General features: G+C 68.1%; 25 protein-coding genes. 16 read left to right on the top strand and 9 right to left on the bottom strand.

Annotated elements, in window-relative coordinates:
• Positions 1–40 precede the first annotated feature (40 nt).
• On the bottom strand, positions 41–841 hold the full coding sequence (locus ACWDTS_RS17200) for an SDR family oxidoreductase (RefSeq protein ID WP_248674964.1): 801 nt from the start codon (positions 839–841) through the stop codon (positions 41–43).
• Entirely contained in the window at positions 838–2,046 is a 1,209-nt protein-coding gene (locus ACWDTS_RS17195) for an acyl-CoA dehydrogenase family protein (RefSeq protein ID WP_450109598.1), read from the bottom strand. Before ACWDTS_RS17195 ends, ACWDTS_RS17200 begins: the two co-directional genes overlap by 4 nt.
• 44 nt (positions 2,047–2,090) lie before the next feature.
• Between ACWDTS_RS17195 and ACWDTS_RS17190 the strand changes: the two genes are divergently transcribed.
• The 6 genes from ACWDTS_RS17190 to ACWDTS_RS17165 all read left to right on the top strand — a co-directional run bounded on the left by ACWDTS_RS17190 (position 2,091) and on the right by ACWDTS_RS17165 (position 8,135).
• A complete protein-coding gene (locus tag ACWDTS_RS17190; protein WP_450118669.1) occupies positions 2,091–3,638 on the top strand; it encodes a FadD3 family acyl-CoA ligase in 1,548 nt (515 codons plus the stop codon).
• Positions 3,635–4,504 (top strand): enoyl-CoA hydratase, encoded by an 870-nt coding sequence (locus ACWDTS_RS17185; RefSeq protein ID WP_450118668.1) that lies wholly within the window; start codon positions 3,635–3,637, stop codon positions 4,502–4,504. Before ACWDTS_RS17190 ends, ACWDTS_RS17185 begins: the two co-directional genes overlap by 4 nt.
• Positions 4,504–5,664: an acyl-CoA dehydrogenase family protein gene (locus ACWDTS_RS17180; RefSeq protein WP_450109595.1), complete on the top strand. Its 1,161-nt coding sequence runs from the start codon at positions 4,504–4,506 to the stop codon at positions 5,662–5,664. Before ACWDTS_RS17185 ends, ACWDTS_RS17180 begins: the two co-directional genes overlap by 1 nt.
• Positions 5,661–6,626 (top strand): acyl-CoA dehydrogenase family protein, encoded by a 966-nt coding sequence (locus ACWDTS_RS17175; RefSeq protein ID WP_450109594.1) that lies wholly within the window; start codon positions 5,661–5,663, stop codon positions 6,624–6,626. Before ACWDTS_RS17180 ends, ACWDTS_RS17175 begins: the two co-directional genes overlap by 4 nt.
• Positions 6,623–7,678: an acyl-CoA dehydrogenase family protein gene (locus tag ACWDTS_RS17170; RefSeq protein ID WP_450109593.1), complete on the top strand. Its 1,056-nt coding sequence runs from the start codon at positions 6,623–6,625 to the stop codon at positions 7,676–7,678. Before ACWDTS_RS17175 ends, ACWDTS_RS17170 begins: the two co-directional genes overlap by 4 nt.
• A 250-nt stretch (positions 7,679–7,928) precedes the next feature.
• Positions 7,929–8,135, top strand: a complete 207-nt coding sequence (locus tag ACWDTS_RS17165) for a hypothetical protein (protein WP_450118667.1) — start codon at positions 7,929–7,931, stop codon at positions 8,133–8,135.
• Positions 8,136–8,194: 59 nt separating this feature from the next.
• On the opposite strand, the gene ACWDTS_RS17160 is transcribed toward ACWDTS_RS17165, so the two are convergent.
• Both ACWDTS_RS17160 and ACWDTS_RS17155 read right to left on the bottom strand, forming a co-directional pair.
• On the bottom strand, positions 8,195–8,512 hold the full coding sequence (locus ACWDTS_RS17160) for an ArsR/SmtB family transcription factor (RefSeq protein ID WP_450109592.1): 318 nt from the start codon (positions 8,510–8,512) through the stop codon (positions 8,195–8,197).
• Positions 8,513–8,517: 5 nt separating this feature from the next.
• On the bottom strand, positions 8,518–8,949 hold the full coding sequence (locus ACWDTS_RS17155; protein WP_450109591.1) for an SRPBCC family protein: 432 nt from the start codon (positions 8,947–8,949) through the stop codon (positions 8,518–8,520).
• 123 nt (positions 8,950–9,072) lie between these two features.
• Between ACWDTS_RS17155 and ACWDTS_RS17150 the strand changes: the two genes are divergently transcribed.
• From ACWDTS_RS17150 to argJ, 3 genes are all read left to right on the top strand, one after another.
• Entirely contained in the window at positions 9,073–9,945 is an 873-nt protein-coding gene (locus ACWDTS_RS17150; RefSeq protein WP_450118666.1) for an aldo/keto reductase, read from the top strand.
• Positions 9,946–10,033: 88 nt separating this feature from the next.
• Positions 10,034–10,783 (top strand): acetoacetate decarboxylase family protein, encoded by a 750-nt coding sequence (locus ACWDTS_RS17145; RefSeq protein ID WP_197251710.1) that lies wholly within the window; start codon positions 10,034–10,036, stop codon positions 10,781–10,783.
• 189 nt (positions 10,784–10,972) lie between these two features.
• Complete coding sequence (gene argJ / locus ACWDTS_RS17140) at positions 10,973–12,121, top strand: bifunctional glutamate N-acetyltransferase/amino-acid acetyltransferase ArgJ (RefSeq protein WP_450118665.1); 1,149 nt, start codon at positions 10,973–10,975, stop codon at positions 12,119–12,121.
• Between the two features lie 159 nt (positions 12,122–12,280).
• Here the strand turns inward: argJ and hsaB are convergent, their stop codons facing one another.
• From hsaB to hsaA, 4 genes are read right to left on the bottom strand one after another with little or no spacing between them, the layout of a single operon-like run.
• Positions 12,281–12,865: a 3-hydroxy-9,10-secoandrosta-1,3,5(10)-triene-9,17-dione monooxygenase reductase subunit gene (hsaB, locus tag ACWDTS_RS17135; protein WP_248676166.1), complete on the bottom strand. Its 585-nt coding sequence runs from the start codon at positions 12,863–12,865 to the stop codon at positions 12,281–12,283.
• Positions 12,865–13,764 (bottom strand): iron-dependent extradiol dioxygenase HsaC, encoded by a 900-nt coding sequence (gene hsaC / locus ACWDTS_RS17130; protein ID WP_248676165.1) that lies wholly within the window; start codon positions 13,762–13,764, stop codon positions 12,865–12,867. The genes hsaB and hsaC overlap by 1 nt, the downstream gene beginning before the upstream one ends.
• The gene (hsaD, locus tag ACWDTS_RS17125; RefSeq protein WP_248676164.1) at positions 13,764–14,639 is read right to left on the bottom strand and encodes a 4,5:9,10-diseco-3-hydroxy-5,9,17-trioxoandrosta-1(10),2-diene-4-oate hydrolase; all 876 of its coding nucleotides are present in this window, start codon (positions 14,637–14,639) and stop codon (positions 13,764–13,766) included. Before hsaD ends, hsaC begins: the two co-directional genes overlap by 1 nt.
• Before the next feature lie 12 nt (positions 14,640–14,651).
• Positions 14,652–15,827, bottom strand: coding sequence for a 3-hydroxy-9,10-secoandrosta-1,3,5(10)-triene-9,17-dione monooxygenase oxygenase subunit (hsaA, locus tag ACWDTS_RS17120; protein ID WP_450109589.1), 1,176 nt, complete (start codon positions 15,825–15,827; stop codon positions 14,652–14,654).
• A 188-nt stretch (positions 15,828–16,015) separates the two neighbouring features.
• On the opposite strand from hsaA, the gene ACWDTS_RS17115 reads away from it, so the two are divergent.
• The 7 genes from ACWDTS_RS17115 to ACWDTS_RS17085 all read left to right on the top strand — a co-directional run bounded on the left by ACWDTS_RS17115 (position 16,016) and on the right by ACWDTS_RS17085 (position 23,363).
• Positions 16,016–17,161, top strand: coding sequence for a Rieske 2Fe-2S domain-containing protein (locus ACWDTS_RS17115; RefSeq protein WP_197251655.1), 1,146 nt, complete (start codon positions 16,016–16,018; stop codon positions 17,159–17,161).
• Between the two features lie 2 nt (positions 17,162–17,163).
• Entirely contained in the window at positions 17,164–17,502 is a 339-nt protein-coding gene (locus ACWDTS_RS17110) for a hypothetical protein (RefSeq protein ID WP_248676163.1), read from the top strand.
• A 172-nt stretch (positions 17,503–17,674) separates the two neighbouring features.
• On the top strand, positions 17,675–19,387 hold the full coding sequence (kstD, locus tag ACWDTS_RS17105; RefSeq protein ID WP_450118664.1) for a 3-oxosteroid 1-dehydrogenase: 1,713 nt from the start codon (positions 17,675–17,677) through the stop codon (positions 19,385–19,387).
• 72 nt (positions 19,388–19,459) lie between these two features.
• Complete coding sequence (locus ACWDTS_RS17100; RefSeq protein WP_450118663.1) at positions 19,460–20,320, top strand: MaoC/PaaZ C-terminal domain-containing protein; 861 nt, start codon at positions 19,460–19,462, stop codon at positions 20,318–20,320.
• 44 nt (positions 20,321–20,364) lie between these two features.
• On the top strand, positions 20,365–22,110 hold the full coding sequence (locus ACWDTS_RS17095; protein WP_450109586.1) for a cholesterol oxidase substrate-binding domain-containing protein: 1,746 nt from the start codon (positions 20,365–20,367) through the stop codon (positions 22,108–22,110).
• 114 nt (positions 22,111–22,224) lie between these two features.
• A complete protein-coding gene (locus tag ACWDTS_RS17090; RefSeq protein ID WP_450109585.1) occupies positions 22,225–22,644 on the top strand; it encodes a DUF7144 family membrane protein in 420 nt (139 codons plus the stop codon).
• Positions 22,645–22,988: 344 nt separating this feature from the next.
• Positions 22,989–23,363 carry a VOC family protein gene (locus tag ACWDTS_RS17085; protein WP_450109584.1) on the top strand — a complete coding sequence of 125 codons (375 nt, stop codon included), beginning with the start codon at positions 22,989–22,991 and terminating at the stop codon, positions 23,361–23,363.
• Here the strand turns inward: ACWDTS_RS17085 and ACWDTS_RS17080 are convergent.
• Positions 23,344–25,935 (bottom strand): AMP-binding protein, encoded by a 2,592-nt coding sequence (locus ACWDTS_RS17080; RefSeq protein WP_450118662.1) that lies wholly within the window; start codon positions 25,933–25,935, stop codon positions 23,344–23,346. The two genes, ACWDTS_RS17085 and ACWDTS_RS17080, sit on opposite strands and share 20 nt — an antisense overlap.
• Positions 25,936–25,953: the final 18 nt, after the last annotated feature.

The following is a 25,953-nucleotide window of genomic DNA, read 5'->3' as shown; positions in this document are numbered from 1 at the left end:
TTTGTGGCGGCCAGGGGCGCCACAAAGGCACACCGGGCGGTCACGCCCTCTGCGACGAGATCGAGACGACCTCGCCGGTCAGGTACGTGGTGTAGTCGCTGGCGAGCATGGCGATCGTCGCGGCGATCTCCCAGACGTCCGCGGCCCGCCCGAAGGCTTCGCCGGCGGCGAGACGGTCGAGCAGCTCCTCGCTGGTGACCTTCGCGAGGAACGGGTGCCGCGCGATGGACGGGGCGACGGCGTTGATGCGCACCCCGTATTCGGCGGCTTCGATCGCCGAGCACCGGGTCAGCGCCATGACACCGGCCTTGGCGGCGGCATAGTGCGCCTGCGAGTGCTGGGCACGCCAGCCGAGCACCGACGCGTTGTTGACCAGCACTCCGCCGTGGTCGACGCTGCGGAAGTAGCGCAGCGCTGCGCGGGTGGCGCGGAACGTGCTGTTGAGGGTGATGTCGAGGACGCGATCCCACTGTTCGTCGGTCATGTCCACGACGGGAGTTTCCCCGCCGAGCCCGGCGTTGTTGACCAGGACGTCGATGCGGCCGAGTTGTTCTGCGGCACCGGTGATCAGGGCGTCGACCTGCTCGGTGGACGAGACGTCGCACACGATCGAGGCGACCTGCTGCTGCGGGAACTCGGCGGCGAGCTTCTCGACGGTCTCGCCGAGGCGGCGTTCGTGGAAGTCGGAGACGAGCACGTCGCCGCCCTCGAGCAGCGCGCGCCGCGCGGTCGCGAATCCGATGCCCGTTCCCGCGGCTGCGGTGACGACGACCTTCTTGCCGGCGAGCAGGCCGTGGCCGGGAGTCTCGACGGGAACTTCTGCCAGAGGTGAGGTGGTCACGAGCGAGCCTCTCGGGGAAGGCCGAGCACCCGCTCGGCGATGATGTTGCGCTGAATTTCGTTGGATCCGCCGTAGATGGTGTCGGCGCGGGTGAACAGGAACAGCCGCTGCCACTCGGCGAGTTCGAGGTGTTCGGGGTCGGTGATCACCGACGGGTTGCCGGCGTGATCGTGATCGGGGCCGACGAGCGACGCCGCACCCTGCACGTCCATGGCCAGCTTACCGAGATCACGATGCCAGTTGGCCCACAACAGTTTCTGCACGGACGCCTGGCCGGGGTCGGCGTCGGCGAGGGTGCGCACGGCGTGGGCGCGCATGACCCGCAGGCCGATGCGGGCGCGGGCGATGCGCTCGCGGATGTGCGGGTCGCCGACGGCGCTGTTGGCCTCGGCGAGCGCGACGATGCCGTCGAGTTCGCGGGCGAAGCCGATCTGCTGGCCGAGGGTGGAGACGCCGCGCTCGAAGGTGAGCAGCGCCATCGCGACCTTCCAGCCGTCGCCGGGCGCGCCGACGACGAGGTCCGCGTCGGTGACGGCGTCGTCGAAGAACACCTCGTTGAATTCGGAGGTGCCGGTCAGCTGCTGGATGGGCCGGACGGTGACGCCGGGCTGGTCGAGCGGCACGAGCAGGAAGCTCAGGCCCTGGTGCCGGGTCGAGCCGGGCTCGGTGCGGCACACGACGAACGCCCACTGCGCGACGTGCGCGAGGGACGTCCACACCTTCTGTCCGTTGATCACCCACTTGTCGCCGTCGAGCCGCGCGGTCGTCGAGACGTTGGCGAGGTCGGACCCGGCGCCGGGTTCCGAGTAGCCCTGGGCCCACAGTTCGGTCACGTTCCGGATCCCGGGCAGGAAGCGCTGCTTCTGCTCCTCCGTGCCGAACGCGATGAGCGTCGGGCCGAGCAGTTCCTCGCCGAGGTGATTGACACGCGCGGGCGCGTTCGCCTTGGCGTATTCCTGGTGGAAGATCACCTGCTGTTCGAGGGTGGCACCGCGCCCGCCGTACTCGGTCGGCCATCCGATGCACGTCCATCCGGCGGCGGCCAGATGCCGATCCCAGGCGAGCCGCTGTTCGAAGAACTCGTGCTCGCTTCCGGGCCCGCCCTTACCTCTGAGCTCGGCGAATTCGCCGGTCAGGTTTTCTTCGAGCCACTGGCGGACGGTGGCCGCAAACTCTGCGTTCTCGAGACTCTCGCTCTGATCCACGTCTGTACGATAACCTACCAAGCAATTGCTAGGTAGGGAGCTCAGTGACTGCACATCCGAGAACCACGCCGGCCGCCCTGGATCGCGCCGCCGGCACCTACGCCGACCGGCTCGCCATCGCCGACGGCGATACCCGTCTGACCTTTGCACAGCTGCGCGACGGGGTCCGGGACTTCGCCGGCGCGCTCGTCGCGAGCGGCGTCGAACCGGGTGACCGCGTCGTCCTGTGGTCGCCGAACACGTACCACTGGGTCGTCGCCGCCCTCGGTGCGCACTGGGCCGGTGCCGTCGTCGTCCCCGTCAACACGCGCTACACCGGCGCGGAGGCCGCCGACATCGTCGACCGCGTGCACGCCACGGTGCTCGTCGTCGTCGGCGAGTTCCTCGGGGCCGACCGATACGCCCAGTTGCGCGAGGCCGCACCCGAACTGCACGTGCCACACGTCGTGCGGGTCCCGGTCAGCGGGAACGACGTTCCCACCGAGGGCGTACGGGACTGGGACGACTTCCTGGCCCTCGCGACCGACGCGAGCCGCGCCGAAGCCGATGCCCGGGCCGCCGCGGTCGACGCCGACGACATCTGCGACATCCTGTTCACCTCCGGCACCACCGGCCGCAGCAAGGGCGTGCTCAGCGCGCACCGCCAGACGATCGGGGTCGCGCAGGCGTGGGCCGACTGCGCCGAACTGTCCGCCGAGGACAACTACCTGATCATCAACCCGTTCTTCCACAGCTTCGGCTACAAGGCCGGCATCGTCGCCGCGCTGCTGTCCGGAACCACCGTCGTGCCGATGGCCGTGTTCGACGTCGAGAAGGTCATGGCGATGGTGTCCGCCGAGCGGATCAGCGTGCTGCCCGGCGCACCCACCATCTACCAGAGCATCCTCGACCATCCCCGCCGCGGCGACTACGACCTGTCGAACCTGCGCATCGCGGTCACCGGTGCGGCCCCGGTGCCGGTCGCGCTGGTCGAGCGCATGCAGAACGAACTGGCCTTCGACGCGGTGCTCACCGCCTACGGCCAGACCGAGGCGGTCGTCGTCAGCATGTGCCGCACCGACGACGACCCGGTCACCGTGTCCACGTCCTCGGGCCGCGCCACCGCCGACTTCGAGATCCGCATCGGCGAGAAGGGCGAGATCCTGCTGCGCGGACCCAACGTGATGCTCGGCTACCTCGACGACCCCGAGGCCACCGCGGCGGCCATCGACGCCGACGGCTGGCTGCACACCGGCGACGTCGGAACCCTCGACGACCGCGGCTATCTCGACATCACCGACCGGCTCAAGGACATGTACATCAGCGGCGGTTTCAACGTTTATCCCGCCGAGGTCGAGGCGGCGCTGCTGCGACTGGCCGGTGTGCACGAGGTCGCCGTGATCGGTGTACCCGACGGCCGCATGGGCGAGGTCGGCCGCGCCTTCGTCGTGCCGCTGGCCGACGCCGACCTGACGGAGGACGCGGTGATCACGTTCTGCAAGGAACGGCTCGCCGGCTTCAAGGTCCCCCGATCGGTGCGGTTCGTCGAGTCCCTTCCCCGAAACCCGTCCGGCAAAGTTCTGAAAAACGTTCTGCGTGAGGAGAAATCATGACCGTCCCGTTCGAGCCCGATGTCGTCACCTACGAAGTACGGGACGGGGTTGCGATCGTCACGCTCAACCGCCCGGACTACCGCAACGCCCAGAACTCGGTGATGACCTACGCCCTCGACGCCGCCTTCGAGCGCGCCGTCGAGGACGACGAGGTGAAGGTGATCGTGCTGGCCGGCAACGGCAAGCACTTCTCCGCCGGTCACGACCTCGGCACCCCGGGACGCGACCACCACGTGCACTACGACAACAAGGCCGTCATGTGGTGGGACCACATCGACAAGCCGGGCGGCGACCAGCGCTACGCCCGCGAGATGGAGGTCTACCTCGGGATGTGCCGCCGCTGGCGGGAGATCCCCAAGCCGACCATCGCGTCCGTGCAGGGCGCGTGCATCGCCGGCGGCCTCATGCTCGCGTGGATCTGCGACCTGATCGTCGCGTCCGAGGACGCGTTCTTCTCCGATCCCGTTGTGCGCATGGGCATTCCAGGTGTCGAGTACTTCGCACACCCATGGGTGCTGGGCACACGCTTCGCCAAGGAGATCCTCTACACCGGTGACCGCTTCACCGCGCAGCGCGCGTACGAGGTCGGCATGGTCAACCGCGTCGTGCCGCGCGAACAGCTCGAGGACGAAACCCTCGCCCTCGCAGCGCGGATCGCGGAGATGCCGCGCTTCGGCCTGGCCCTGACCAAGCGTGCCGTCAACCAGTGCGAGGACCTCATGGGCATGCGCAACGGCATGGACTCGGTGTTCGGACTGCACCACTTCGCGCACGCCCACAACGCCGAGGTCGGGACCGATTCCCTCGGTGGCATGAACGCGAAGTCGATGGCGGCCAGCGCCCGGCCCGTCCAGGAAGGCAAGTGATGGATCTCGAGTTCGACGACGCCACAGTCGCATTCCGCGACGAGGTGCGGGCGTTCCTCGCCGAGAACGTGCCGTCCACACCGCTGAAGTCCATGGATACGAAGGAGGGCTTCGAGGAGCACCGGCAGTGGGAACGCACCCTCGCCGACGCCCGCCTGTCCGTCGTGTCCTGGCCCGCCGAGCTCGGTGGCCGTGACGCGACGCTGCAGCAGTGGGTGATCTTCGAGGAGGAGTACTACCGCGCCGGCGCACCGGGGCGGGTCAGCCAGAACGGCATCTTCCTGCTCGCCCCCACCCTGTTCGAGCACGCCAACGCCGAGCAACTCGCGCGCATCATGCCGCGGATGGCCCGCGCCGACGACATCTGGGCGCAGGCCTGGTCCGAACCCGAATCGGGCAGCGACCTGGCGTCGCTGCGCTCCACCGCGACCCGCACCGACGGCGGCTGGCTGCTCAACGGTCAGAAGACGTGGAGTTCGCGGGCGAGCTTCGCGGACTGGGGCTTCGGCCTGTTCCGCTCCGATCCGGATGCCCAGCGCCACAAGGGCATCACGTACTTCATGTTCGACCTGCGCTCCCCCGGCGTCACCGTCCGCCCGATCGATCAGCTCGACGGCGAGCCGGGCTTCGCGGAGATCTTCCTCGAGGACGTGTTCGTGCCCGACGACCCCGCCAACCCCGGCGAGTCCGGTGTCATCGGCGGCGTCAACGAGGGCTGGCGCGTCGCCATGAGCACCGCGTCGAACGAACGCGGCCTGTCGCTGCGCTCCCCCGGCCGCTTCCTCGCGACCGCCGACCGGCTGCTGCAGCTCTACCGCACCTCCCCGCTGCACGGTGACGCCGCGCTGCGGAACCGGGTGGCGGACGCGTGGATCGGTGCGCGGGCGTACGAACTGTCGACCTGGGGCACCGTGACCCGGCTCGAGGCCGGCGGCCAGCTCGGCGCCGAGTCGTCGATCAACAAGGTGTTCTGGTCCGAGTGGGACATCGCCGCCCACGAGACCGCGCTCGAACTGCAGGGCCCGGAGGCCGAGCTCGTCGACTCCTGGACCGACGGCTACCTCTTCTCGCTGTCCGGCCCGATCTACGCGGGTACCAACGAGATCCAGAAGAACGTCATCGCCGAGCGGCTGCTCGGCCTACCGAAGGGCGACCGATGAGATTCGCACTCGACGAGTCCCACGAGGACTTCGCGGCGAGCATCGACGCGCTGCTCACCAAGTCGGACATGCCGGCGGTGATCCGCGCCTGGAACACCGGCGACACCGAACCCGGCCTGAAGGTGTGGCAGCGTCTCGCCGAGACCGGCGTCAACGGCCTGCTCGTCGCCGAGGAACACGACGGTCTCGGGGCCGACGCCGTCGATCTGGTCGTCGCCGTCGAACAACTCGGCCGCCACGCGGTGCCCGGCCCCGTCGTGGAAACCGTCGCGGTCGCACCGAAACTGCTCGCCTCGGTCGCGCCCGACCGGCTCGCCGCGCTGGCGTCCGGTTCCCTCGCGACGGTCGCGGCGGCTCCGCACGTGCCGTACGCGGTCGACGCGGACACCGCCGATCTGGTTCTGCTCGTGCAGGATTCGACCGTGTCCACCGGCGTCGCCGGCGACGCACACGGATCGGTCGACCCGGCCCGGCGGCTCTTCACGGTGACCGCGGCGGAGACCCTCGGCACCGCGGACTTCACCGACGCGTTCGACCTCGGTGCGCTCGCGACCGCGGCGCAGCTGCTCGGGCTGGGTCGCACCCTGCTCGAGACCAGCACCGAATACGCGCAGCAGCGCAAGCAGTTCGGTCGCATCATCGGCTCGTTCCAGGCGATCAAGCACCACCTCGCCGAGGTCGCCGTCGCCCTGGAGATGGCCCGCCCGCTGCTGCTCGGTGCGGCGCTCGCGGTGCGGGACGGACTGCCGACGGCCTCGCGGGACGTCTCGGCCGCGAAGGTCGCGTGCGGTGACGCCGCGTACCGGGCCGCCCGCACGGCGCTGCAGGTGCACGGCGCGATCGGTTACACGCAGGAACACGACCTGTCTCTGTGGCTGACGAAGGCCCGCGCGCTGGTCACCGCGTGGGGCACGCCGGATGTGCACCGGGCGCGGGTCGTCGCCGCTCTGGAGGCATCGTGACGTTCGAAACCGAGGATCGCGCCGCCCTGCGGCAGTCGGTGCGCGACCTGCTGGCCAAGCACTCCGACTCCGCCGCCGTACGTAAGGCCATCGCTTCACCGGACGGCTTCGACACGACCCTGTGGGCTCGGCTCGTCGAGCAGATCGGGGTCGCCGCACTCGCGATTCCCGAGGAGTTCGACGGAGTGGGCGCGTCGCTCGCCGAAACCCACGTCGTGCTCGAGGAACTCGGCCGCACCCTGACGCCCTCGCCCATGCTCGGCTCCGCGGTGCTCGCCGCGCAGCTACTGCTCCTCTCCGGTGACGCCGAGGCGTCCGCACGGCTGCTGCCGGGCATCGCGGCCGGCGAGGTCGTGGCGGTGTGCTGGGCATCCGAATCCGGTTGGACCACAACGGGTATCACGGCTTCGGGTGATTCGCTGACCGGCACCGCGCACTACGTGCTCGGCGGGGACGTCGCGACGACGCTGCTCGTGCTCGCCGGCGACGGTGACAGTGACGGAGTCGCACTGTTCGAGGTGGATCCGGACGCCGACGGTGTCGAGCGGCGCCGGGTGCCGACGATGGATCCGACGCGGTCCCTGTCCCAGGTGTCGTTCACCGCAGTGACCGGGCGGCGCCTGTCGTCGCCGGCCGACCTGGTCGAACGGCTGACGACGGTCGCGCTCGTCGCACTGTCCGCCGAGCAGGTCGGGGCCGCGCAGGCCGCACTGGATCTCACCGTCGAATACGCGAAGAACCGCAAGCAGTTCGGTCGCGTCATCGGCTCGTTCCAGGCACTCAAACACCGGATGGCCGACATGTACGCGCTCGTCGAGACCGCCCGGTCGATGTCGTACGCGGCGGCACTGTCGCAGGATCCGCAGGACGCCTACGCCGCGAAGATCTACTGCTCCGAGGCATTCGAGCAGGTCGCGGCCGAGGCGATCCAGTTGCACGGCGGCATCGCCATCACGTGGGAACACGACGCGCAGCTGTATTTCAAGCGGGCCCACGGCACCGCGCAGCTGTTCGGCCGGCCGCACGAATATCTGGGTGCGGTCGCCCACTGACGGCGCTACCCTGCCCGGGTGCCCCTGCTCGACGCCACCGCACCGCCACCGAGCCGCCCCTGCCGCATCCTCGTCGCCGGCACCTCCGGGTCCGGGAAAACGACGCTGGCGGGGCGGCTCGGGGCGGTGCTCGGCATACCGCACGTAGAGCTGGACGGGTTGCACCACGGACCGAACTGGACCCCGCGGGCGTCGTTCGCCGACGACGTGGACCGGTTCAGCGCGCAACCCGCGTGGGTGGCGCCGGGAAGTGTTGTGGAACGGCAACATCGAACCACCCCTGCACACGGTCTTCACCGACCCGGCGCACATCGTACGGTGGGCGTGGTCGACGCATCCCCTGACGGCGCAGCGGGTCGCCGAGGTCGTCGCGCGGCGACCCGAATTTCCGGTGATCCGGCTGACCGGCCGGCGCGAGGTCGACGCCTGGGTTCGGCAGCTTCGTCCCGTCGAGTAGTCGAGGCGCCGCCGATCCAGGGCATGTCTCCCATTCCCCGACGGATCGGGAGGCACGCCCTAATCGGGCCGTTCGGCGATACGTTTGATCGCCTCCATACGGCGATCCCACTGCCGCCCGATGGCGTCGAGTTCATCGGCGAGCCTGCCGAGCGGGGTGCCGATCGCCCGGTATCGGATCTCTCGCCCCACCCGGACCGACTCCACGAATCCGGCGTCGGCCAGCACGGACAGGTGCTTGGCGATGGCCTGCCTGCTGACCGGAAGTCGGTCCGCCAGCGCACTCGCGGACAGGTCCTCGGCGCCGATCTGCGTGAGGATGTTCCAGCGGGTCTCGTCGGCGAGTACCGCCAGCACCGCCGGAACATCCTTGGACATGTCGCTCACCGTGCTTCCACGTACTCCACGAGGTCGCCCAGTTCGGCTTGCCAGCCCTCGACGTTGCCGTCGTGAGCCGATCGCGGTTCGGCGAGCTCCTCGAAACCCGTCTCCACCAACGTCAAGCGGGTACCGCCGTCGATCTCGGCGAGGTCGAACCGCACCAGCGTGGAGTTTCCCGGCACGGGGTCGGCGTTCGATTCACGTGCCCACCGGTAGATCAGGGTCTTCGGTTCGTCCACGTGCTCGACCAGCACGCGGAACGGACCTTCGTCGTGATTCGTCCAGCCGAAACTTCCTACGCCTCCGGGCTTCGGATCGAATTCTGCTGTGTCACCGAACCATTGGGCGATCAGCCCCGGTTCGGTCAGGGCGGCCCACACCTTGGCGATCGGGGCCTGGATGTCGATACTGCGGGTGATGTCGAGAGAGGCCATGACTTCCTCCGTGGTAGATGCTTTGCAACTCTAGAGTTGCACATGTACCAGCGCACTGCAACCCCCGAGTTGCATTTCTTCTTCCGGACCGCGCAGCCGCACCCCGGTGGTTAGCCTGGGACGATGAGCACTCCCGAGATCACGCTGAATTCCGGAACGACCATCCCGCAGCTCGGCCTGGGAGTCTGGCAGGCCACCGACGAGCAGACCGAGCACATCGTGCGGTTCGCGATCGACGAAGCCGGCTACCGGCACATCGACACCGCTGCCGCGTACGGCAACGAGGCGGGCGTCGGGCGCGGCCTCGCGTCGTCGTCGGTCCCCCGCGAAGGCCTGTTCGTCACCACCAAGCTGTGGAACTCCGACCAGGGCTACGAACCCGCCCTGGCGGCGATCGACGCGAGCCTGGAACGGCTCGGTCTCGACTACGTCGACCTGTATCTCGTGCACTGGCCGCTGCTCGACGACCAGCGCCTGCTGCGCACATGGGATGCGATGGAGGAGATCGCATCCTCGGGGAAGGCGAAGGCGGTCGGCGTCTGCAACTTCGAGCCGCGGCACCTGAAGTTGCTCGCCGATCGCGGCGGCCTGCTTCCCGCCGTAGACCAGGTCGAACTGCACCCCCACCTGCCGCAGGAGGAGATCCGCGCGACCGCCGCCGAACTCGGTATCGCCGTCGAATCCTGGAGTCCACTCGGCGGCACCAGCGGTTCCGGGTGGGGTCCGGCATCCAAGCCGAACACGCTGCTCACGGACCCGATGATCACGCGCATCGCCGACCGGCACAGCAAGACGCCGGCGCAGGTCCTGATCCGGTGGCACCTGCAGAACGGGCTGATCGTCATTCCGAAGTCGGTGCACGAGCAACGGATCGCGCAGAACATCGACGTGTTCGATTTCGAACTGTCCGAACTGGACCTGAGCGAGATCGCGACTCTCGACGACGGCACCCGGGTGGGGATGCACCCGGACGAGATGAACCTGGGAGCGCCGTAAGGTCTTGCGTTCGCCGCACCCGGACCCAATAGTGGAACGTGTTCTCATTTCTGATCCGAGCGTTCCACGATTCTCCGGGAAGGCACACATGAGCGACACCACCGGCACGCACCTCGTCCTCGGCAGGAAGGTCGCGATGCCCGTGCAGGTCCGGACCGCGACCGCCTTCATGGCGATGTACTCGGTACCCACAGCACCGGCGCAGGCGCTGATCGCCGGCAGCGGCCTCGAGATTCTGCAGTACCGGCCCGGACACGGCCTCTGCACCCTCGTGTTCGTCGACTACGTCGACGGAGATCTCGGGCCCTACAACGAATTCGGCGTGTGCTTCCTCGTCCGCGACCACAACCGGCGCGGCGGCACGGTGCTGCAGGACCTCCGCGAACTCGGGTCCGGCGGCGCCGGTGCGCTCATCCACCGACTGCCCGTCGACGGCGACTTCACGCTCGCCGCCGGCCGCGGTATCTGGGGATTCCCGAAGATCCTCGCCGACTTCGACACCGACCATCACAGCGCCACCAAACGCGCGTCGGTGTCCGTGGACGACCGGCTCATCGCGGAACTGACCGTCGCCCGGGGTATTCCGGTTCCGGGGGCGGGTGCGACGGCGTCCGTCGCGGCGTACTCGTTCCTGGACGCGGTGACGCGCCGCACGAGCTGGGACATGAACCCGTCCGGAATGCGGACACGGATCGGGGGTGCCACGCTGCGGCTGGGGACGCACCCTATTGCCGACGAGTTGCGGTCGCTGGGGCTCCCCAAGCGTGCGCTGGTGTCGTCGTCGATCGGGAATCTGGCGATGACGTTCGGGGACGCCGTGGAAGTGCCGGCGCGGTAGGCCTCCCCCTTCTTTCCGAGCGAATGTATCGTTCGTCTCCTTCAATCGATCGAACGTACCGTTCGCTCGAGCTACGAGGCACGGTCCGGTCCCATAAGCGGGCGCGCTGCTGCGCACCCCGGCGTCCCCGTTTCCGGCGTTCGTTCGGCAGAGTGGACCCTGCAGCAAACTCGCTCGAAAGGACTCTCAATGATCCCCGCCGTCGACGGCTTCATCTCGCTCACCGGAAGCATCGGTGTCAAAGACAACCGTCCCGACTTCGCGCTTCTCGGCGTGACCACCCCCGATGTCGCCTCCGCTGCGGTGTTCACCCGGTCCCGCTTCGCCGGCCCGAGTGTGCGTCTCGACCGCGAGCTCGATCTGTCGGCGCTCCGCGGAGTCGTCGTCGTGTCGGGCAACGCGAATGTCGCAACCGGCGAGCAGGGACTCGCGGATGCCCGGACACTCCGGGCCTGGGCGGCAGACCGCCTCGGATGCCCGGCCGAGCAGGTTCTGGTCGCCTCGACCGGCGTCATCGGGGTGTTGTACCCGATGGAACGCATGCTCGCGGGAATGGACGCCCTTCCCGCGCCCGGACCCGCCGATCTCGGCGCGGTCGCCGAAGCGATCATGACGACGGATACGCGCTCCAAGTGTGCGTTCCGTACGGTCGGGAACGCCACGGTGGTCGGGGTGGCCAAGGGTGTCGGCATGATGGAACCGAACATGGCGACGATGCTGTCGTTCATCGCGACCGACGCGCAGCTCGCCCCGGACGCCCTCGACCGCATCTTCCGCTCGGTCGTCGACCGCACCTACAACGCGGTCAGCGTCGATTCCGACACCTCGACATCGGACACCGCTGCCGTGTTCGCGTCCGGGGCGGCCGGGCCCGTCGACCCGACCGAGTTCGAAGCGGCGCTGCTCAAGGTGTGCACCGAGCTCGTGCGGATGATCGCCTCGGACGGTGAGGGCGCCAGCAAGCTCATCGAGGTCCGGGTCACCGGTGCCCGCGACGATGCGCAGGCCAAGCTCGTCGCCAAGGCGGTCGTGAACTCCCCGCTCGTCAAGACGGCCGTGCACGGCGCCGACCCGAACTGGGGCCGGGTGGCGATGGCCGTGGGGAAGTGCGAATCCGAAACCGACATCCTCGAGGAGAACGTGCGGATCGCATTCGGAGGGCTCGAAACCTATCCGGTCCCGGCATCACCCGAACGTCTCGCCGCTCTCCAGGAGTACCTCGGGGGTGACGAGGTGGTCATCGAGGTGGATCTGGGCATCGCCGCGGGCGAGTTCACCGCCTACGGCTGCGATCTGACGGAAGGCTACATCCGCATCAACGCGGACTACACCACGTAGCCGCCCCACCCGGGCGAGCCCCTCCCGTTTCCGAGCGAGCGGTACATTCGTCTCCTTCAATCGATCGAATGTACCGCTCGCTCGAGAAAGACGGGGGTCTCGGAAAGGACGGGGGTCTCGGAAAGGACGGGGGTCTCCGGACGACCGGGGGCGGGACGACTACAGCCAGGTGTCCTCGGTGACGCTCGTGAGAAACGCCTCGAGGTCGTCGCGCCAGGGTGCGGGCACCGTCTTGTCCGGTTCGATACCGGTGTACTGACCGCGGTAGAACAGCAGAGGACGCTCCTTCTCGTCGCGCACCTCGCTCAGCGAGGCCACGCGTCCGAACACCACCCAGTGGTCTCCCCCGTCGTGCACGGTCTCGACGGTGCAGTCGATGTGGGCGAGCGAGCCGGTGAGGATCGGTGAGCCCAGCGGCGAAGGCGTCCAATCGATTCCGGCGAACTTGTCGGGTTCGCGAGATCCGAAGCGGGCGCACGTGTCCTGCTGTTCCTCGGCGAGCACGTTGACGCAGAAGCGACCGGACCGTTCGATCGCCGCCCAGGACCGCGAGGCCTTGGTGGGACAGAACAGCACCAGCGGCGGTTCGAGCGACAGCGCCGCGAACGACTGGCACGCGAAGCCGACCGGAGCGCCGTCGTCCACGGTGGTGATGATGGTGACGCCGGTGCAGAACTGCCCGAGGACGTTCCGGAACCGGCGCGGGTCGACACCCGCGCCGGATTCGGTTTCGCTGCCGGACATTACTTGAATCCCACCGAGAAGTCGTGGCCCCACAGGCTCACCGCGGTGCTCTCCCGGGCGATCCACTTGTCGTCCTCGACTTCCAATCCCTCGCAACCGTATTCGACGTCGAAGCCGCCCGGGGTCTTCATGTAGAAGGACAACATCAGGTCGTTGACGTGCCGGCCGAGGGTGGCGGACAACTTGACCTTCTTGCGCAGCGCCCGGTCGAGGCACAACCCGACGTCGTCGGAGTTCTCGACCTCCACCATCAGGTGCACGATCCCGGTGGGGTTCGGCAGCGGCGCGAACGCCAGGCTGTGGTGGCGCGGATTGCAGCCGAGGAAACGCAGCCAGGCCGGTTCGCCGTCCGCGGGCCGCCCGACGACCTGCGGGGGCAGGCGCATCGAGTCACGCAACTTGAAGCCGAGCACATCCCGGTAGAACTCAAGGTCCGCCGCGTCGTCCTTGGTGGCGAGCACGACGTGCCCGAGGCCCTGCTCGCCGGTGACGAACTTGTGGCCGTACGGGCTCACGATGCGCCGATGCTGCAGCGCCACGGTGTGGAAGATCTCCAGTCGCGACCCGGAGGCGTCGCGGCACTTGATGAACTCGACGACGTTACGCTCGGCGGCCTCCTCCTTGGTGCCCTCCTCGAACGCCCAGTCCGCCTTGGCCAGTCGCTCGCGGATCTCCTGCAGGCCTTCGGCATTGGCGCACTCCCAACCGGAGGAGTAGAGCCCGTCGCGCTCGCCCGGAACGATGACAAGACGAGCGGGGTAGTCGTCCATCCGCAGGTAGAGCGCGTCGGGGTCGGCGCCCTTGCCCTCGACCATGCCGAGGACCTTGAGTCCGTAGTCGCGCCAGGCCGCCATGTCGGTGGCCTCGATGCGCAGGTACGCCAGTGCGCGGATGCTCATCAGTTTCCTCCGTCGAGCAGGAAGTCGGCTGCGAGCCTGTTGAACTCGTCGAACTTCTCGAGCTGCGCCCAGTGGCCGCAGCCGCCGAACACGTGCAGTTGCGCGCGCGGGATCATCTTCAGCGCCACGAGCGCGCCGTCGAGCGGGTTGACGCGATCCTCGCGACCCCAGATGAGGAGCACGCGCTGCCGCAGCTTGTAGGCGTCGCGCCAGAGCATGCCCTTCTCGAATTCACTGCTGGAGAAGGACTTGCCCATCGCTTTCGCGGCGGCCAGGGATTCGGGGGTGCTCGCCGCGGCGAACCGCTCCTCGATCAGTTCGGGGGTGATCAGCGACTGGTCGAACACCATGATCCGCAGGAACGCTTCGAGATTCTCGCGGGTCGGCTCGTAGCTGAACTTGCCGAGGTTCTTCACGCCCTCGGTCGGGTCCGGGGCGAACAGGTTGACGCTCAGACCGCCCGGCCCCATCAGCACGAGCCGTCCGGCACGGTCCGGGTAGTCCAGCGCGAAACGCACCGCGGCGCCACCGCCGAGCGAATTACCGAGCAGGTGAACACGTCCGGTGATGCCGAGCGTGTCGAGCAGATCCTTCAGCGCGGAGGCGCTGTGCACGAAGTACTGCGGGTGCTCGGTGGGCTTGTCGGACTTGCCGTAGCCCGGCTGGTCCACCGCGAGCACGTGGAACCGCTGCGCCAGGACCGGGATGTTCTTGGAGAAGTTCGACCACGAGGACGCGCCCGGGCCGCCGCCGTGCAGGAGCACGATCGTCGGGCCGTTGCCGACGCCCGCCTCGTGGTAGTGCAGCTTCAGGTCCGGGCGGACCTGCGCGAAGCGGGACGTGGATTCGTAGGTGAGTTCTTCGGTCGTCGTCATCGATCGCCTCCCCTAGACCATCGTGTCCGTGAGCGGCAGACCGAATTCGGCGCCACCGAACATGACGTACGCGCGCTCGGCGTCGTTCGCCGCGTGCACCCGGCCGGCGTGGGCGTCACGCCAGAAGCGCTGGATCGGAGTGCCGTTCGCGAGAGCGGTCGCTCCGGAGTTCTCGAACAACAGGTCGATCGACGCGATCGCGCGACCGGTGGCCCGCACCTGATCGCGGCGAGCGCGCAGACGCAGCTCGATCGGAACTTCCTTGCCCGCCAGCAGGTATGCGTACTCGTCGGCGACGTTGCCGGAGAGCTGACGCCATGCGGCGTCGATGTCGCTGGAGGCCTCGGCGATGCGGACCTTCGAGAACGGATCGTCCTTGGCCTTCTCGCCGGCGTAGGCGGCGCGCACTCGCTTGCCCTGGTGCTCGACGTGGGCGTCGTAGGCGCCGTAAGCCATTCCCACGATGGGGGCGGAGATCGTCGTCGGATGGATGGTGCCCCACGGCATCTTGTAGACCGGAGCGGTGTTGACCTCGAGACCCGGCGACGCCAGATCGTTCATGGTCTTGAAGCTGAGGAAGCGGTGCCGTGGGACGAAGACGTCCTTGACGACGATCGTGTTCGAGCCGGTGCCGCGCAGGCCGACGACGTTCCACACGTCGTCGATCTCGTACTCCGCGCGCGGGATGAGGAAGCTGCCGAAGTCCACTGGGCGGCCGTCCTTGATGACCGGGCCTCCCACGACGACCCAGGTCGCGTGGTCGCAGCCCGACGACCATGCCCAGGCACCGTTGACCTTGTATCCCCCGTCGACGACCTGGCCGGCGCCCATGGGCGCGTACGACGAGGAGATGCGCACGTCGGGATCCTCGCCCCACACGTCCTCCTGCGCCTGCTGGGAGAACAGGGCCAGGTGCCAGTTGTGGATGCCGATGATGCCGGCGACCCATCCGGTGGAGCCGCACGCGCTCGCGATATTGCGGACCGCGGCGTAGAAGGTGACCGGATCGCACTCGTATCCGCCCCACTGGGACGGCTGGACGAGTTTGAAGAAGCCGGCCTCCTGCAGCGCCTTGATCGAGTCGTCGGGGATGCGGCGGAGGTCCTCGGTCTCCTGCGCACGTTCCCGGAAGGAAGGGAGCAGCGCGTCGATGCGCTGCAGTACCTCGTGGCTGTCGTGGTCGCCCACTGGACGCTCCCGTCTGCTCCGAATTGATCGCTTGAATCGAGACTAGAACACGTTCTTATTTCTGTCGAGGGTCGCGCCCCACCGCAGGTCGGTCCGGTTTCGTAGGGACCAAAGTCTCCGATCACTTCCGGATCGGTACGAACTTCTATAACGTGTTCTAGTAGAAATCCGAAGGGAAGTGAGGGGACATGGCACCGATTCGCGAGATCGACGTCGGAGAAGCCCGGACTCGGTACGCACGAGGCTGGCACTGCCTCGGCCTGAGCAAGACGTTCAGGGACGGCAAGCCCCACTCCGTGCAGGCGTTCGGCACCAAACTCGTCGTCTGGGCCGACACCAACGGTGATCTCAAGGTTCTCGACGCCTACTGCCGCCACATGGGCGGCGACCTGTCGCAGGGAGAGATCAAGGGCGACGACATCGCGTGCCCGTTCCACGACTGGCGCTGGAACGGCAGCGGCAAGTGCGCCGACATCCCCTACGCCCGCCGCGTTCCGCCGCTCGCCCGCACCCGCGCGTGGATCACCACCGAGAAGCACGGCCAGCTCTTCGTCTGGAACGACCCCGAGGGCAACCCGCCGCCGCCGGAGATCACGCTCCCGGAGATCGAGCAGTACGGCAGCGACGAGTGGACCGACTGGACCTGGAACCAGATCCTCATCGAGGGTTCCAACTGCCGTGAGATCATCGACAACGTCGTGGACATGGCGCACTTCTTCTACATTCACTACGCCTTCCCGACATTCTTCAAGAACGTCTTCGAAGGGCACATCGCGGAGCAGTTCCTCAACACCCGCGGCCGCCCGGACAAGGGCATGTCCACCCAGTACGGCCTGGAGTCGACCCTCGAGTCGTACGCGGCGTACTACGGCCCGTCCTACATGATCAACCCGATGACCAACAGCTACGGCGGCTACAAGGTCGAATCGGTGCTGATCAACTGCCACTACCCGATCACGCAGGACTCGTTCATGCTGCAGTACGGCATCATCGTCAAGAAGCCGACGGGCATGACCGACGAGCAGTCGGACAGGATGGCGGCCAAGTTCACCGAGGGCATCGGGGAAGGCTTCCTGCAGGACGTCGAGATCTGGAAGAACAAGACCAAGATCGAGAATCCGCTGCTCTGCGAGGAGGACGGTCCGGTCTACCAGCTGCGCCGCTGGTACGAACAGTTCTACGTCGACGTCGCCGACGTCACCGAGAAGATGACCCAGCGTTTCGAATTCGAGGTCGACACCACCAAGGCCAACGAGGCCTGGGAGGCGGAGGTCGCCGAGAACATGGCCCGCAAGGCCGCCGAAGCGGAGAAGAAGCAGGACGCGGAGGTCTGACGATGAGCGCCTCGACCCGAAAGAGCAAGTGGGCGAAGTCTCCGAGTTTCGCGGATCAGCCGGACCGGGTCGAGGCGATCGCCGCCCAGACCGCCATCGACAAGATCAACTACCTCGACTCGGGCATGAGCGAGATCGAATGCCGGAGCTGTGGCACGTGTGTCCTGGTGCGCAAGAACAGCTTCCGGCAAACGAGCATCCAGTGGCAGTCCGATCCGAAGGAGACGTGCCCGGTCTTCCGGGACGCCGACCGCGCGGGCGGCCCGCGCGAGGGCTGCCCGAACCTGCGCGCGAGCATCGAGCAGGCCGTGCTCGACGGTTCACTGACCGTGCCCCGGTAGTCGCGGTCCACGACGACGGGACCCGTCGTCCGGCCCGCCCGGACGACGGGTCCCGTCGGTCGTTTGTGGAACATGTCTCGAGTCGGATCACCGGCGCGATCTCCCCTCTCCGCACAGACAATCTGGGCGGAAAGGATGGACTCGGCAGAACCAATTCTATAACGTGTTCTACATGAGTGAGCAGGAGTACGACATCGTCGTCGTCGGCAGTGGCGCCGGCGGAATGACCGCCGCGATCACCGCCGCCACCAAGGGCGCGAGCGTCGTCGTGATCGAGAAGGCCGCCTGCTACGGCGGCTCGAGCGCCCGCTCCGGCGGCGGCGTGTGGATCCCCAACAACGACGCACTGAAGGCGGCCGGTGTCGAGGACACCCCCGAGGCCGCACGCACCTACCTGCACAGCATCATCGGCGACGTGGTGCCCGCCGAGAAGATCGACACCTACATCGACCGCGGCCCCGAGATGCTGTCCTTCGTCCAGAAGCACAGCGCACTCGAATTGCAGTGGGTCCCCGGATATTCCGACTACTACCCGGAGGCCCCGGGCGGGCGCGCCGGTGGCCGCTCCGTCGAGCCCAGCCCGTTCGACGGACGTCGCCTCGGCGCGGATCTCGCCACGCTCGAACCGGACTACGCGCGGGCCCCGAAGAACTTCGTCATCACCCAGGCCGACTACAAGTGGCTGAACCTGCTGATGCGCAACCCGCGCGGACCGCTGCGCGCCATGCGGGTCGGCGCGCGCTTCGTGTGGGCGAACCTCACCCGCAAGCACCTGCTGGTCCGCGGTCAGGCACTCATGGCGGGTCTGCGCATCGGCCTCCGCGACGCGAACGTTCCCCTGCTGCTCAACACCGCCCTCACCGACCTCGTCGTCGAGGACGGTGCCGTGCGCGGCGTCAAGGTCGTCTCGGACGGCGAGGAGCGGATCATCCACGCCCGCAAGGGCGTCATCCTCGCCTGCGGCGGCTTCGAGCACAACGACGAGATGCGCAAGAAGTACCAGCGTGCCCCGATCGGGACGGAATGGACCGTCGGCGCCAAGGCCAACACCGGTGACGGCATCCGCGCCGGCCAGGCCGTCGGGGGCGCCGTGGACTTCATGGACGACGCGTGGTGGGGTCCGTCCTTCCCGCTGACCGGCGGGCCCTGGTTCGCGCTGTCCGAGCGCAGCCTGCCCGGCTGCATCATGGTCAACAGCTCCGGCAAGCGCTTCGCCAACGAATCCGCGCCGTACGTCGAGGCGACGCACGCGATGTACGGCGGAACCCACGGCCGCGGCGAGGGTCCCGGCGAGAACATCCCGGCGTGGCTGATCCTCGACCAGCGCTACCGCGACCGCTACACCTTCGCCGGCATCACCCCGCGCACACCCTTCCCCGGTCGCTGGCTGAAGGCCGGTGTGCTGGTGAAGGCGGGGTCCGTCAGCGAACTCGCAGAGAAGATCGGTGTGCCCGCCGCGGCACTCACCGAGACCGTCGAGCGGTTCAACGGTTTCGCCCGCAGTGGCAAGGACGAGGACTTCGGTCGCGGCGAATCACAGTACGACCACTACTACGGTGACCCGCTGAACAAGCCGAACCCGAGCCTCGGCGTCATCGCCAAGGCCCCGTTCTACGCGTTCAAGGTGGTGCCCGGCGACCTCGGCACCAAGGGCGGACTCGTCACCGATGTCGACGCTCGCGTGCTCCGCGAGGACGGCACAGTCGTCGAGGGCCTCTACGCGGCCGGCAACGTCAGCGCCCCTGTCATGGGCCACACCTACGCGGGCCCCGGCGCGACCATCGGTCCCGCGATGACGTTCGCCTACCTCGCGGTCCTCGACATCCTGGGCGAGGGAACCCGGTCAACGGGAGAACCCGCAGCCGAGACGGCGGAACAGCACTAGTCTGCGGCCGAGGCCGGAAGCGCCCCGCCAACATCGCCGCTCGAGAGAGCGGCCGGTCAGAAAGGATCCCGCGTGCCCATCGACCCCTCCGTCGCGATCGGCGCCGAACTGCCCTCCCAGGATTTCTCCTGGACCAGCAGCGAGGTTCAGCTCTACAACCTGGGAATCGGCGCAGGCTCCCGCCCCACCGACCCGGCCGAACTGCGCTACCTCAGCGACGGCCGGTCGCAGGTGCTGCCGACGTTCGCGACCGTCGCCGCGACCTTCCACGCCGTGGAACCGCCGAAGGTGTCGTTCCCCGGCGTCGAGATCGACCTGGCGAAGGTCGTGCACGGCAGCCAGGAGGTCGTCGTGCACGGGCCGATCCCGGCCGACGGCAAGGGCCGCACCACCACTCGCATCGCCGAGGTGTGGGACAAGGGCAAGGCCGCGGTGATCGTGCAGGAATCGACCACGGTGGATCCCGACGGCAACCCGCTGTGGACCGCACGGTCGTCGATCTTCGCGCGCGGCGAGGGCGGTTTCGGTGGCGAGCGTGGACCGTCGGAGTCCGTCGAGCTGCCGGACCGCGAACCGGATGTCGAGGTGGACGTCCCGACGCTGCCGCAGCAGGCGCTGCTGTACCGCCTGTGCGGCGACCGCAATCCCCTGCACTCGGATCCGGAGTTCGCGAAGGGCGCGGGCTTCCCCGCGCCGATCCTGCACGGCCTGTGCACCTACGGCATCGTGTGCAAGGCGGCGACCGACGCCGTCCTCGACGGTGATGCCGCCCGCGTCAAGGGTTTCCGGGCACGGTTCGCCGGCGTGGTCTTCCCGGGCGAGACGCTGCGCGTCCGGATCTGGCGCGACGGCGATCGACTGCTGATCACCGCGGCCGTCGTCGAACGCGATCTCGCTCCGGCACTCGCCGACGTGGTTCTCACCATCGCATAACCTCCTGTTCGATCTCCTTTTCCCCTCGAGAAAGCGGATCCTGCATGACGATTCGTGACGAGTCGCTGCGTCTGTCCCGGCGGGGTTTCCTCGCCGCCGGGGCAGGCGCCCTCGCTGCCACCGCCCTGGGTGGCTGGGCTCCGGCCCATGCTGTGCCGTTCGGATCGTCGGGCGCCACCCTGCCCGCTCCCCCGCAGTTCCCCGAGGGCATCCCGCTGTTCCAGCAGGCGTATCAGAACTGGTCCAAGGAGATCATGCTCGACGCCGTCTGGACCTGCACGCCGACGAGCCCGGAAGACGTTGTCCGCTTGGCCAACTGGGCACACGCGAACGGCTACACGATCCGGCCGCGCGGCGCGATGCACGGCTGGACGCCGCTGACCGTCGCCCACGGGGCGTCGGTGGACCGGGTGATCCTCGCGGACACCATGGTTCATCTGAACGGGGTGAGCGTGCAGCCGGGCGGTGACCCCGCCACGGTGACCGCCGGCGCCGGAGCCACTCTCGACGCGATCACCACCGCACTCCAGGAGCACGGGCTGGGATGGGCGAATCTTCCCGCGCCGGGGGTTCTTTCGATCGCCGGGTCGCTCGCCGTCGACGCGCACGGAGCCGCGCTCCCCGCCGACGGTGAGGAACCGGTGCCGGGCCACACGTTCGGCTCGCTGAGCAACCTGGTCACGGAGATGACCGCGGTGGTGTGGACCGGCAGCGAATACGGTCTGCGTACATTCCGCCGCTCCGACTCCGACATCACCGCGCTGCTCACCAATCTCGGCCGCACCTTCGTCACCTCAGTGACGATGCAGGCCGGTCCGAACACGCGGATGCGCTGCCGCAGCTACACCGACATCAACTGGCGGGAACTGTTCGCGCCGGCCGGCGCCGACGGCCGCACGTTCGAATCGTTCATTCGCAGCGACGGCCGCGCGGAGGCCATCTGGTATCCGTTCACGGACAAGCCGTGGATGAAGGTGTGGTCGATCACCCCCGAGAAGCCCGCCGAATCCCGCGAGGTCTTCGGGCCGTACAACTATCCGTTCTCCGACAACGTCCCCGAGCCGATCACCGACATGCTCGGGCAGATCACCGCCGGAAACACTTCCATCGCACCGGCGTTCGGGCAGGCCTACTACGGCGTGACGGTCGCGGGGCTCGCCGCGTCGAACGCGAGCGACATCTGGGGCTGGTCGAAGGACCTGCAGTTCTACATCAAGGCCACCACGCTCCGGCTGACCGAGGGCGGTGGCGCGGTGCTCACCAGCCGCGCGAACATCGCCAACGTGATCCACGACTTCACCCACTGGTTCCACGAGCGGATCGAGCACTACCGGTCGCTGGGGCAGTACCCGCTCAACGGGCCTGTCGAAATCCGTTGCTGTGGGCTCGATCAGCCCGACGACGTGCGGGTCCCGTCGGCGGGCCCACCGACGATCTCGGCGATGCGGCCGCGCCCCGACCACCCCGAGTGGGACACCGCCATCTGGCTGAACGTGCTCGGTGTCCCGGGCACCCCCGGCATGTTCGCGTTCTACCGTGAGATGGAGCAGTGGATGCGGCAGCGTTTCGCCGGTGGCGATTCCACCTTCCGTCCCGAATGGTCGAAGGGCTGGGCGTTCGGGCGCGAGCGTCCGTACACCGACGATTCGATTCTCGCCGGGGCGCTTCCCGACACCTACCGGCAGGGCGTCCCGGCGCACGAGAACTGGGATTCGGCACGGCAGGTGTTCAACCGGCTCGATCCGCATCGCGTGTTCAGCAACAGCTTCCTGGACCGACTCCTGCCGTGAACGCACGGGCGCACGCCCGGAAACGGATGAAGATCACAGAAACCGCACCGTGACGACCGGCTCGGCGCGCACAATAGCGTTCCGGGAAGCACAGTCGACTGGAAGGTGACTGCCGTGTCCGATGATGTGCCCGTCGATCGGGGAAGCACCAAACAGAAAGTTGCTGCGGGAACGTCCATCGCGGCAGCCGTCATTCTCATGACCGTCGGCATCCTGCAACTCTTGCAGGGCATCGCCGCGGTCGCCGAGAACGAGTTGTTCGTGGTGGGCGTGGAGTACACGTTCAAGTTCGACTTCACGACGTGGGGCTGGATCCACATCGTGTTCGGAGTGGTGATCATCGTCGTGGGCCTCGTCCTGCTGACGGGAGCGACCTGGGCGCGCATGGCCGCGATCATTCTCGCGGCACTGTCGATCCTGGTGAATTTCATGTGGTTGCCGTACTACCCGTGGTGGTCGGTCCTGATCATCGCGCTGGACATCGTCGTCATCTGGGCGGTGTCCACCTGGCAGCCTGCGCCCATCACCTACTGAAGCGAGAACAACCCCGATCGCGGCAGGCACCCGCCTGCCGCGATCGGTTCTGTTCGCCGTCCACCGCCAGTGGGGTCCTTACCGATGCGAAACACGAAGCGGCAGTTGGATCACGGTGCCGATCCACTGCGCGACTCGGGTGCCGTCTGGGCTTCACGGGAGTAGAGTGCCGCGTGTGAACACCGGGACGGCATTGCGCCACACACGGATAGGCGATCCGGTAGAGCGCTGACCGCGGGCCGGGCGGCGAATCGCCGCCCGCAGTCGATCCGGGGACCCCCGAAGTACGTGCACGTTCCGCATGTACTTCCACCCCGAGAATCGACCACAGAAAGGGCAAACCTGTGCCCGCAACCTTCAACCACACGATCATCGCCTCCCGCGACCGCGAGGAGTCCGCGCGTTTCTTCCGCGAGCTACTGGAAGTCGGTGAAGCACCGTCCTGGGGCGTGTTCACCAACCTTCAGCTCGACGACGGCGTGCTGCTCCAGTTCGCCGAGCCGCCGGTCGAGATCCAGATGCAGCACTACGCGTTCCTGATCGACGACGAGCTGTTCGACCGCGCATACCGGCGTCTGGTCGATGCCGGTATCGAGCACTGGGCCGACCCGCACATGCAACGCCCCGGAGAAACAAACACCGAGCACGGTGGGCGCGGCGTCTATTTCAAGGACCCGTCCGGTCACGCGATCGAGCTGATCACCCGTCCGTACCTGTGACGGCCGCTGTCTCGGCCGGGTGCCCGGCGGGTGCCCGGCCGGGATCGGCGGAGGTGCCGGACGAGCGGAATCGCCACTTGGCCCACAGCCACCCCAGGCCGACCCACAGTTGCTGGTAGGCGATCCCGACCACCAGCGACGCCGCGAACGCGAACCACGGGTCGATGTCCCGCAGGTAGGGGTAGACGGTGAAGTGCGTCAGGTAGATGAACAGCGACGCGCTCGCCAGCACCTCCATCGGGCGGACGAGCAACGCCGGCCACCACATACGCGGAATCCACACGAACAGCAGCAATCCGCCGAGGACCAGCGCGGTTCGCTCGGGCTCGTCGTGGAAGAAACCCGGCACCGTCGCGAGCGCGATCGCACTCACCACGACCCGCTGCCACACGGCGGTCGCGCGTGCCGCCGCCCAGCCGAGCGGGAACAGCCAGAACACCACGTACGACGCGAGGATCTGGCTGGTCGGGGTGTCCGGTCCGATCACCTGGTAGCGGGTGAGCAGCCCCGCCGCCACGAGCACCAGCGGAAACGCGAACGGGAAGCGACGTTCTCGTTCGTCGACCCACGGGATCGCGAGCAGCACGGCGACCGCGAGCACGATGTACACCAGCGCCTCGACGAACCAGTACCGCCACTCGCGGGTCCAGGCGTCGGGACCGAACACACCGTTGAGGAGGAACACACTGCTCACCGGATGAATCCCGGTGACGGCCACGACCCCACCGATCCACACCATGCTGGGCAGAGCGATCCGCGCGACGGACGCCAGCGTGTGCCGGAACCGGGCGCTGCGCGATCCCGCCAGGTTGAACCGCGCGAAGTTGTACCCGGCGGCGGCGAGCAGCACGTGCGCACCGCCGACGAGCTCGAACAGGTGCAGATGCGAACCGACGATGAAGACGATTGCCAGCGCACGGATCAGTACGTTCGTCTCGACTGTGCGCAACCCGCGCCGGGGCCGCCGGGTCTCGGTGGCCAGCTCGCGGAGCGGAGTGGTGTGCCAGTCGGCGGGCAGATTCCCCAGGAGCTTCTCGAGCCGCACCGACATCCGCACATAGGTGAGCGAGTCACCGCCGAGGTCGACGAAGGTGCTGTCGTCGGTGACCTCGTCGGTGGCGAGAATCTCCGCGTAGAGCGCGCGCAACCGGGACAAGTCGACCGGGCCGGCAGCGGCGAGCGGTTCGTCCGGTGCGCGGTCGGCGAGGGCGGCAACGGCACGGAAGTCGGGTTTGCCGTTCTCGGTGCGCGGCAGGTCCGCAACCGGGACCACCCGCACCGCAGACTCGGGCAGCCCACCCGCCCGGGCGGCGAGCCCCCGGACGTGCCGCGGGTCGGCGCCGACGACCGCGACGATGAGCTGCTCGTCGCCGCCGGCGCAGCACGCGATCAGACCGTGAGCGGCGAGCGCGGCGTCGACCCGCTGCAGATCGATGCGCAGACCGAACAACTTGGCGAAGCGGGACCGGCGTCCGACGATGCGGTACAGACCTGCCTCGGTACGCACGGCCAGGTCCCCGGTGCGCAGTTCGTCGACGACCCTTCCCGACGCGAGGTCGCCGGGTGTGGTCGCGTAGCCGAGCATGACGTTCGGTCCGGTGTAGACGAGTTCACCGGCCCCGTCCTCTCCCTCGGGGACCGGATCGATGCGAAACGAGCCGCCGGGAACCGGGACGCCGATGGTGTCCGGACACTGCGCCGTCAGTTCCGGCGGCAGATACGCCATGCGGGCGGTGGCTTCGGTCTGCCCGTACATGACGAAGAAGTCGAAGCCGCGGCGCCGCCCCAACTCGGCGTATCCGCGTACGCGCTCGGGATCGAGCCTGCCCCCGGCCTGCGTGACGTAGCGCAGGTGCTCGAGGTCCATGTCGGCGAAACCGACGCGATCGAGCAGGTCGAACGTGTACGGGACGCCGGCAAGCGCGCTGACGCGATGGTCGCGGACGAGGTCCCAGAATTCCGGTTCCGTGACGGACCGGTCGGTGAGCACCACCCCCGCGCCGCGCAGCAGGTGACTGTGCAGCACCGACAACCCGTAGCAGTAGTGCATCGGCAGCGTCGTGACGGCGCGGTCGGTGTCCCGGATTCCGAGGTAGTCGGCGATCGCCTCCGCATTGGCCTGAACGTTGTTGTGGGACAGGCGTACCAGTTTGGGTGAGCCGGTGGATCCGGAGGTGCTCAGCAACAGCGCCAGGTCCGGATGCAGATCGTGGGTCGTGCCGGGCGCGAGTTCGTCGAAACGGCCGTCGTCGACCACGACGTCGGGACGATAGGTCTCGATCATCCCGGCGAGGGCATCGCCGTTGCCGCCGGGCACCAGCAGCACCGGATGGCCGGATGCCAGTGCCGCCAGGTAGGCGACGATCGGGTCGAGGGCATTGGCGCCGGTGATCAGGACGAGGCGGCGGGTCGAGCCGAGCCGGCGGGCGACGGCATCGACCCGCTCGGCGAGTTCACGGTAGGAGATGTCGCGGCCGTCGACGATGAGCGCGGTCCGTTCCCCGTGAGCGGCGAGGCCCGAGGCGAACGGCACCCGCGAGCACTCGACGAGCTCGATGGAACGGGAAAGCACCGCGAAAGTCTATAAGGG

It is taken from the genome of Rhodococcus sp. NPDC003383 (assembly GCF_053589115.1).
This window is presented reverse-complemented; position numbering and strand designations above follow the sequence as displayed.

Excerpts from the sequence above, each read along its gene's own strand:
- ACWDTS_RS17180 (WP_450109595.1), top strand. The coding sequence starts at position 4,504 with ATGGATCTCGAGTTCGACGACGCCACAGTCGCATTCCGCGACGAGGTG.
- ACWDTS_RS17155 (WP_450109591.1), bottom strand. The coding sequence starts at position 8,949 with ATGGCCTCTCTCGACATCACCCGCAGTATCGACATCCAGGCCCCGATC.
- hsaB (WP_248676166.1), bottom strand. The coding sequence starts at position 12,865 with ATGTCCGGCAGCGAAACCGAATCCGGCGCGGGTGTCGACCCGCGCCGG.
- ACWDTS_RS17110 (WP_248676163.1), top strand. The coding sequence starts at position 17,164 with ATGAGCGCCTCGACCCGAAAGAGCAAGTGGGCGAAGTCTCCGAGTTTC.
- kstD (WP_450118664.1), top strand. The coding sequence starts at position 17,675 with ATGAGTGAGCAGGAGTACGACATCGTCGTCGTCGGCAGTGGCGCCGGC.
- ACWDTS_RS17160 (WP_450109592.1), bottom strand. The coding sequence starts at position 8,512 with ATGTCCAAGGATGTTCCGGCGGTGCTGGCGGTACTCGCCGACGAGACC.
- ACWDTS_RS17115 (WP_197251655.1), top strand. The coding sequence starts at position 16,016 with ATGGCACCGATTCGCGAGATCGACGTCGGAGAAGCCCGGACTCGGTAC.
- hsaD (WP_248676164.1), bottom strand. The coding sequence starts at position 14,639 with ATGACGACGACCGAAGAACTCACCTACGAATCCACGTCCCGCTTCGCG.
- ACWDTS_RS17095 (WP_450109586.1), top strand. The coding sequence starts at position 20,365 with ATGACGATTCGTGACGAGTCGCTGCGTCTGTCCCGGCGGGGTTTCCTC.
- ACWDTS_RS17150 (WP_450118666.1), top strand. The coding sequence starts at position 9,073 with ATGAGCACTCCCGAGATCACGCTGAATTCCGGAACGACCATCCCGCAG.
- hsaC (WP_248676165.1), bottom strand. The coding sequence starts at position 13,764 with ATGAGCATCCGCGCACTGGCGTACCTGCGCATCGAGGCCACCGACATG.
- ACWDTS_RS17175 (WP_450109594.1), top strand. The coding sequence starts at position 5,661 with ATGAGATTCGCACTCGACGAGTCCCACGAGGACTTCGCGGCGAGCATC.
- argJ (WP_450118665.1), top strand. The coding sequence starts at position 10,973 with ATGATCCCCGCCGTCGACGGCTTCATCTCGCTCACCGGAAGCATCGGT.
- ACWDTS_RS17185 (WP_450118668.1), top strand. The coding sequence starts at position 3,635 with ATGACCGTCCCGTTCGAGCCCGATGTCGTCACCTACGAAGTACGGGAC.
- ACWDTS_RS17145 (WP_197251710.1), top strand. The coding sequence starts at position 10,034 with ATGAGCGACACCACCGGCACGCACCTCGTCCTCGGCAGGAAGGTCGCG.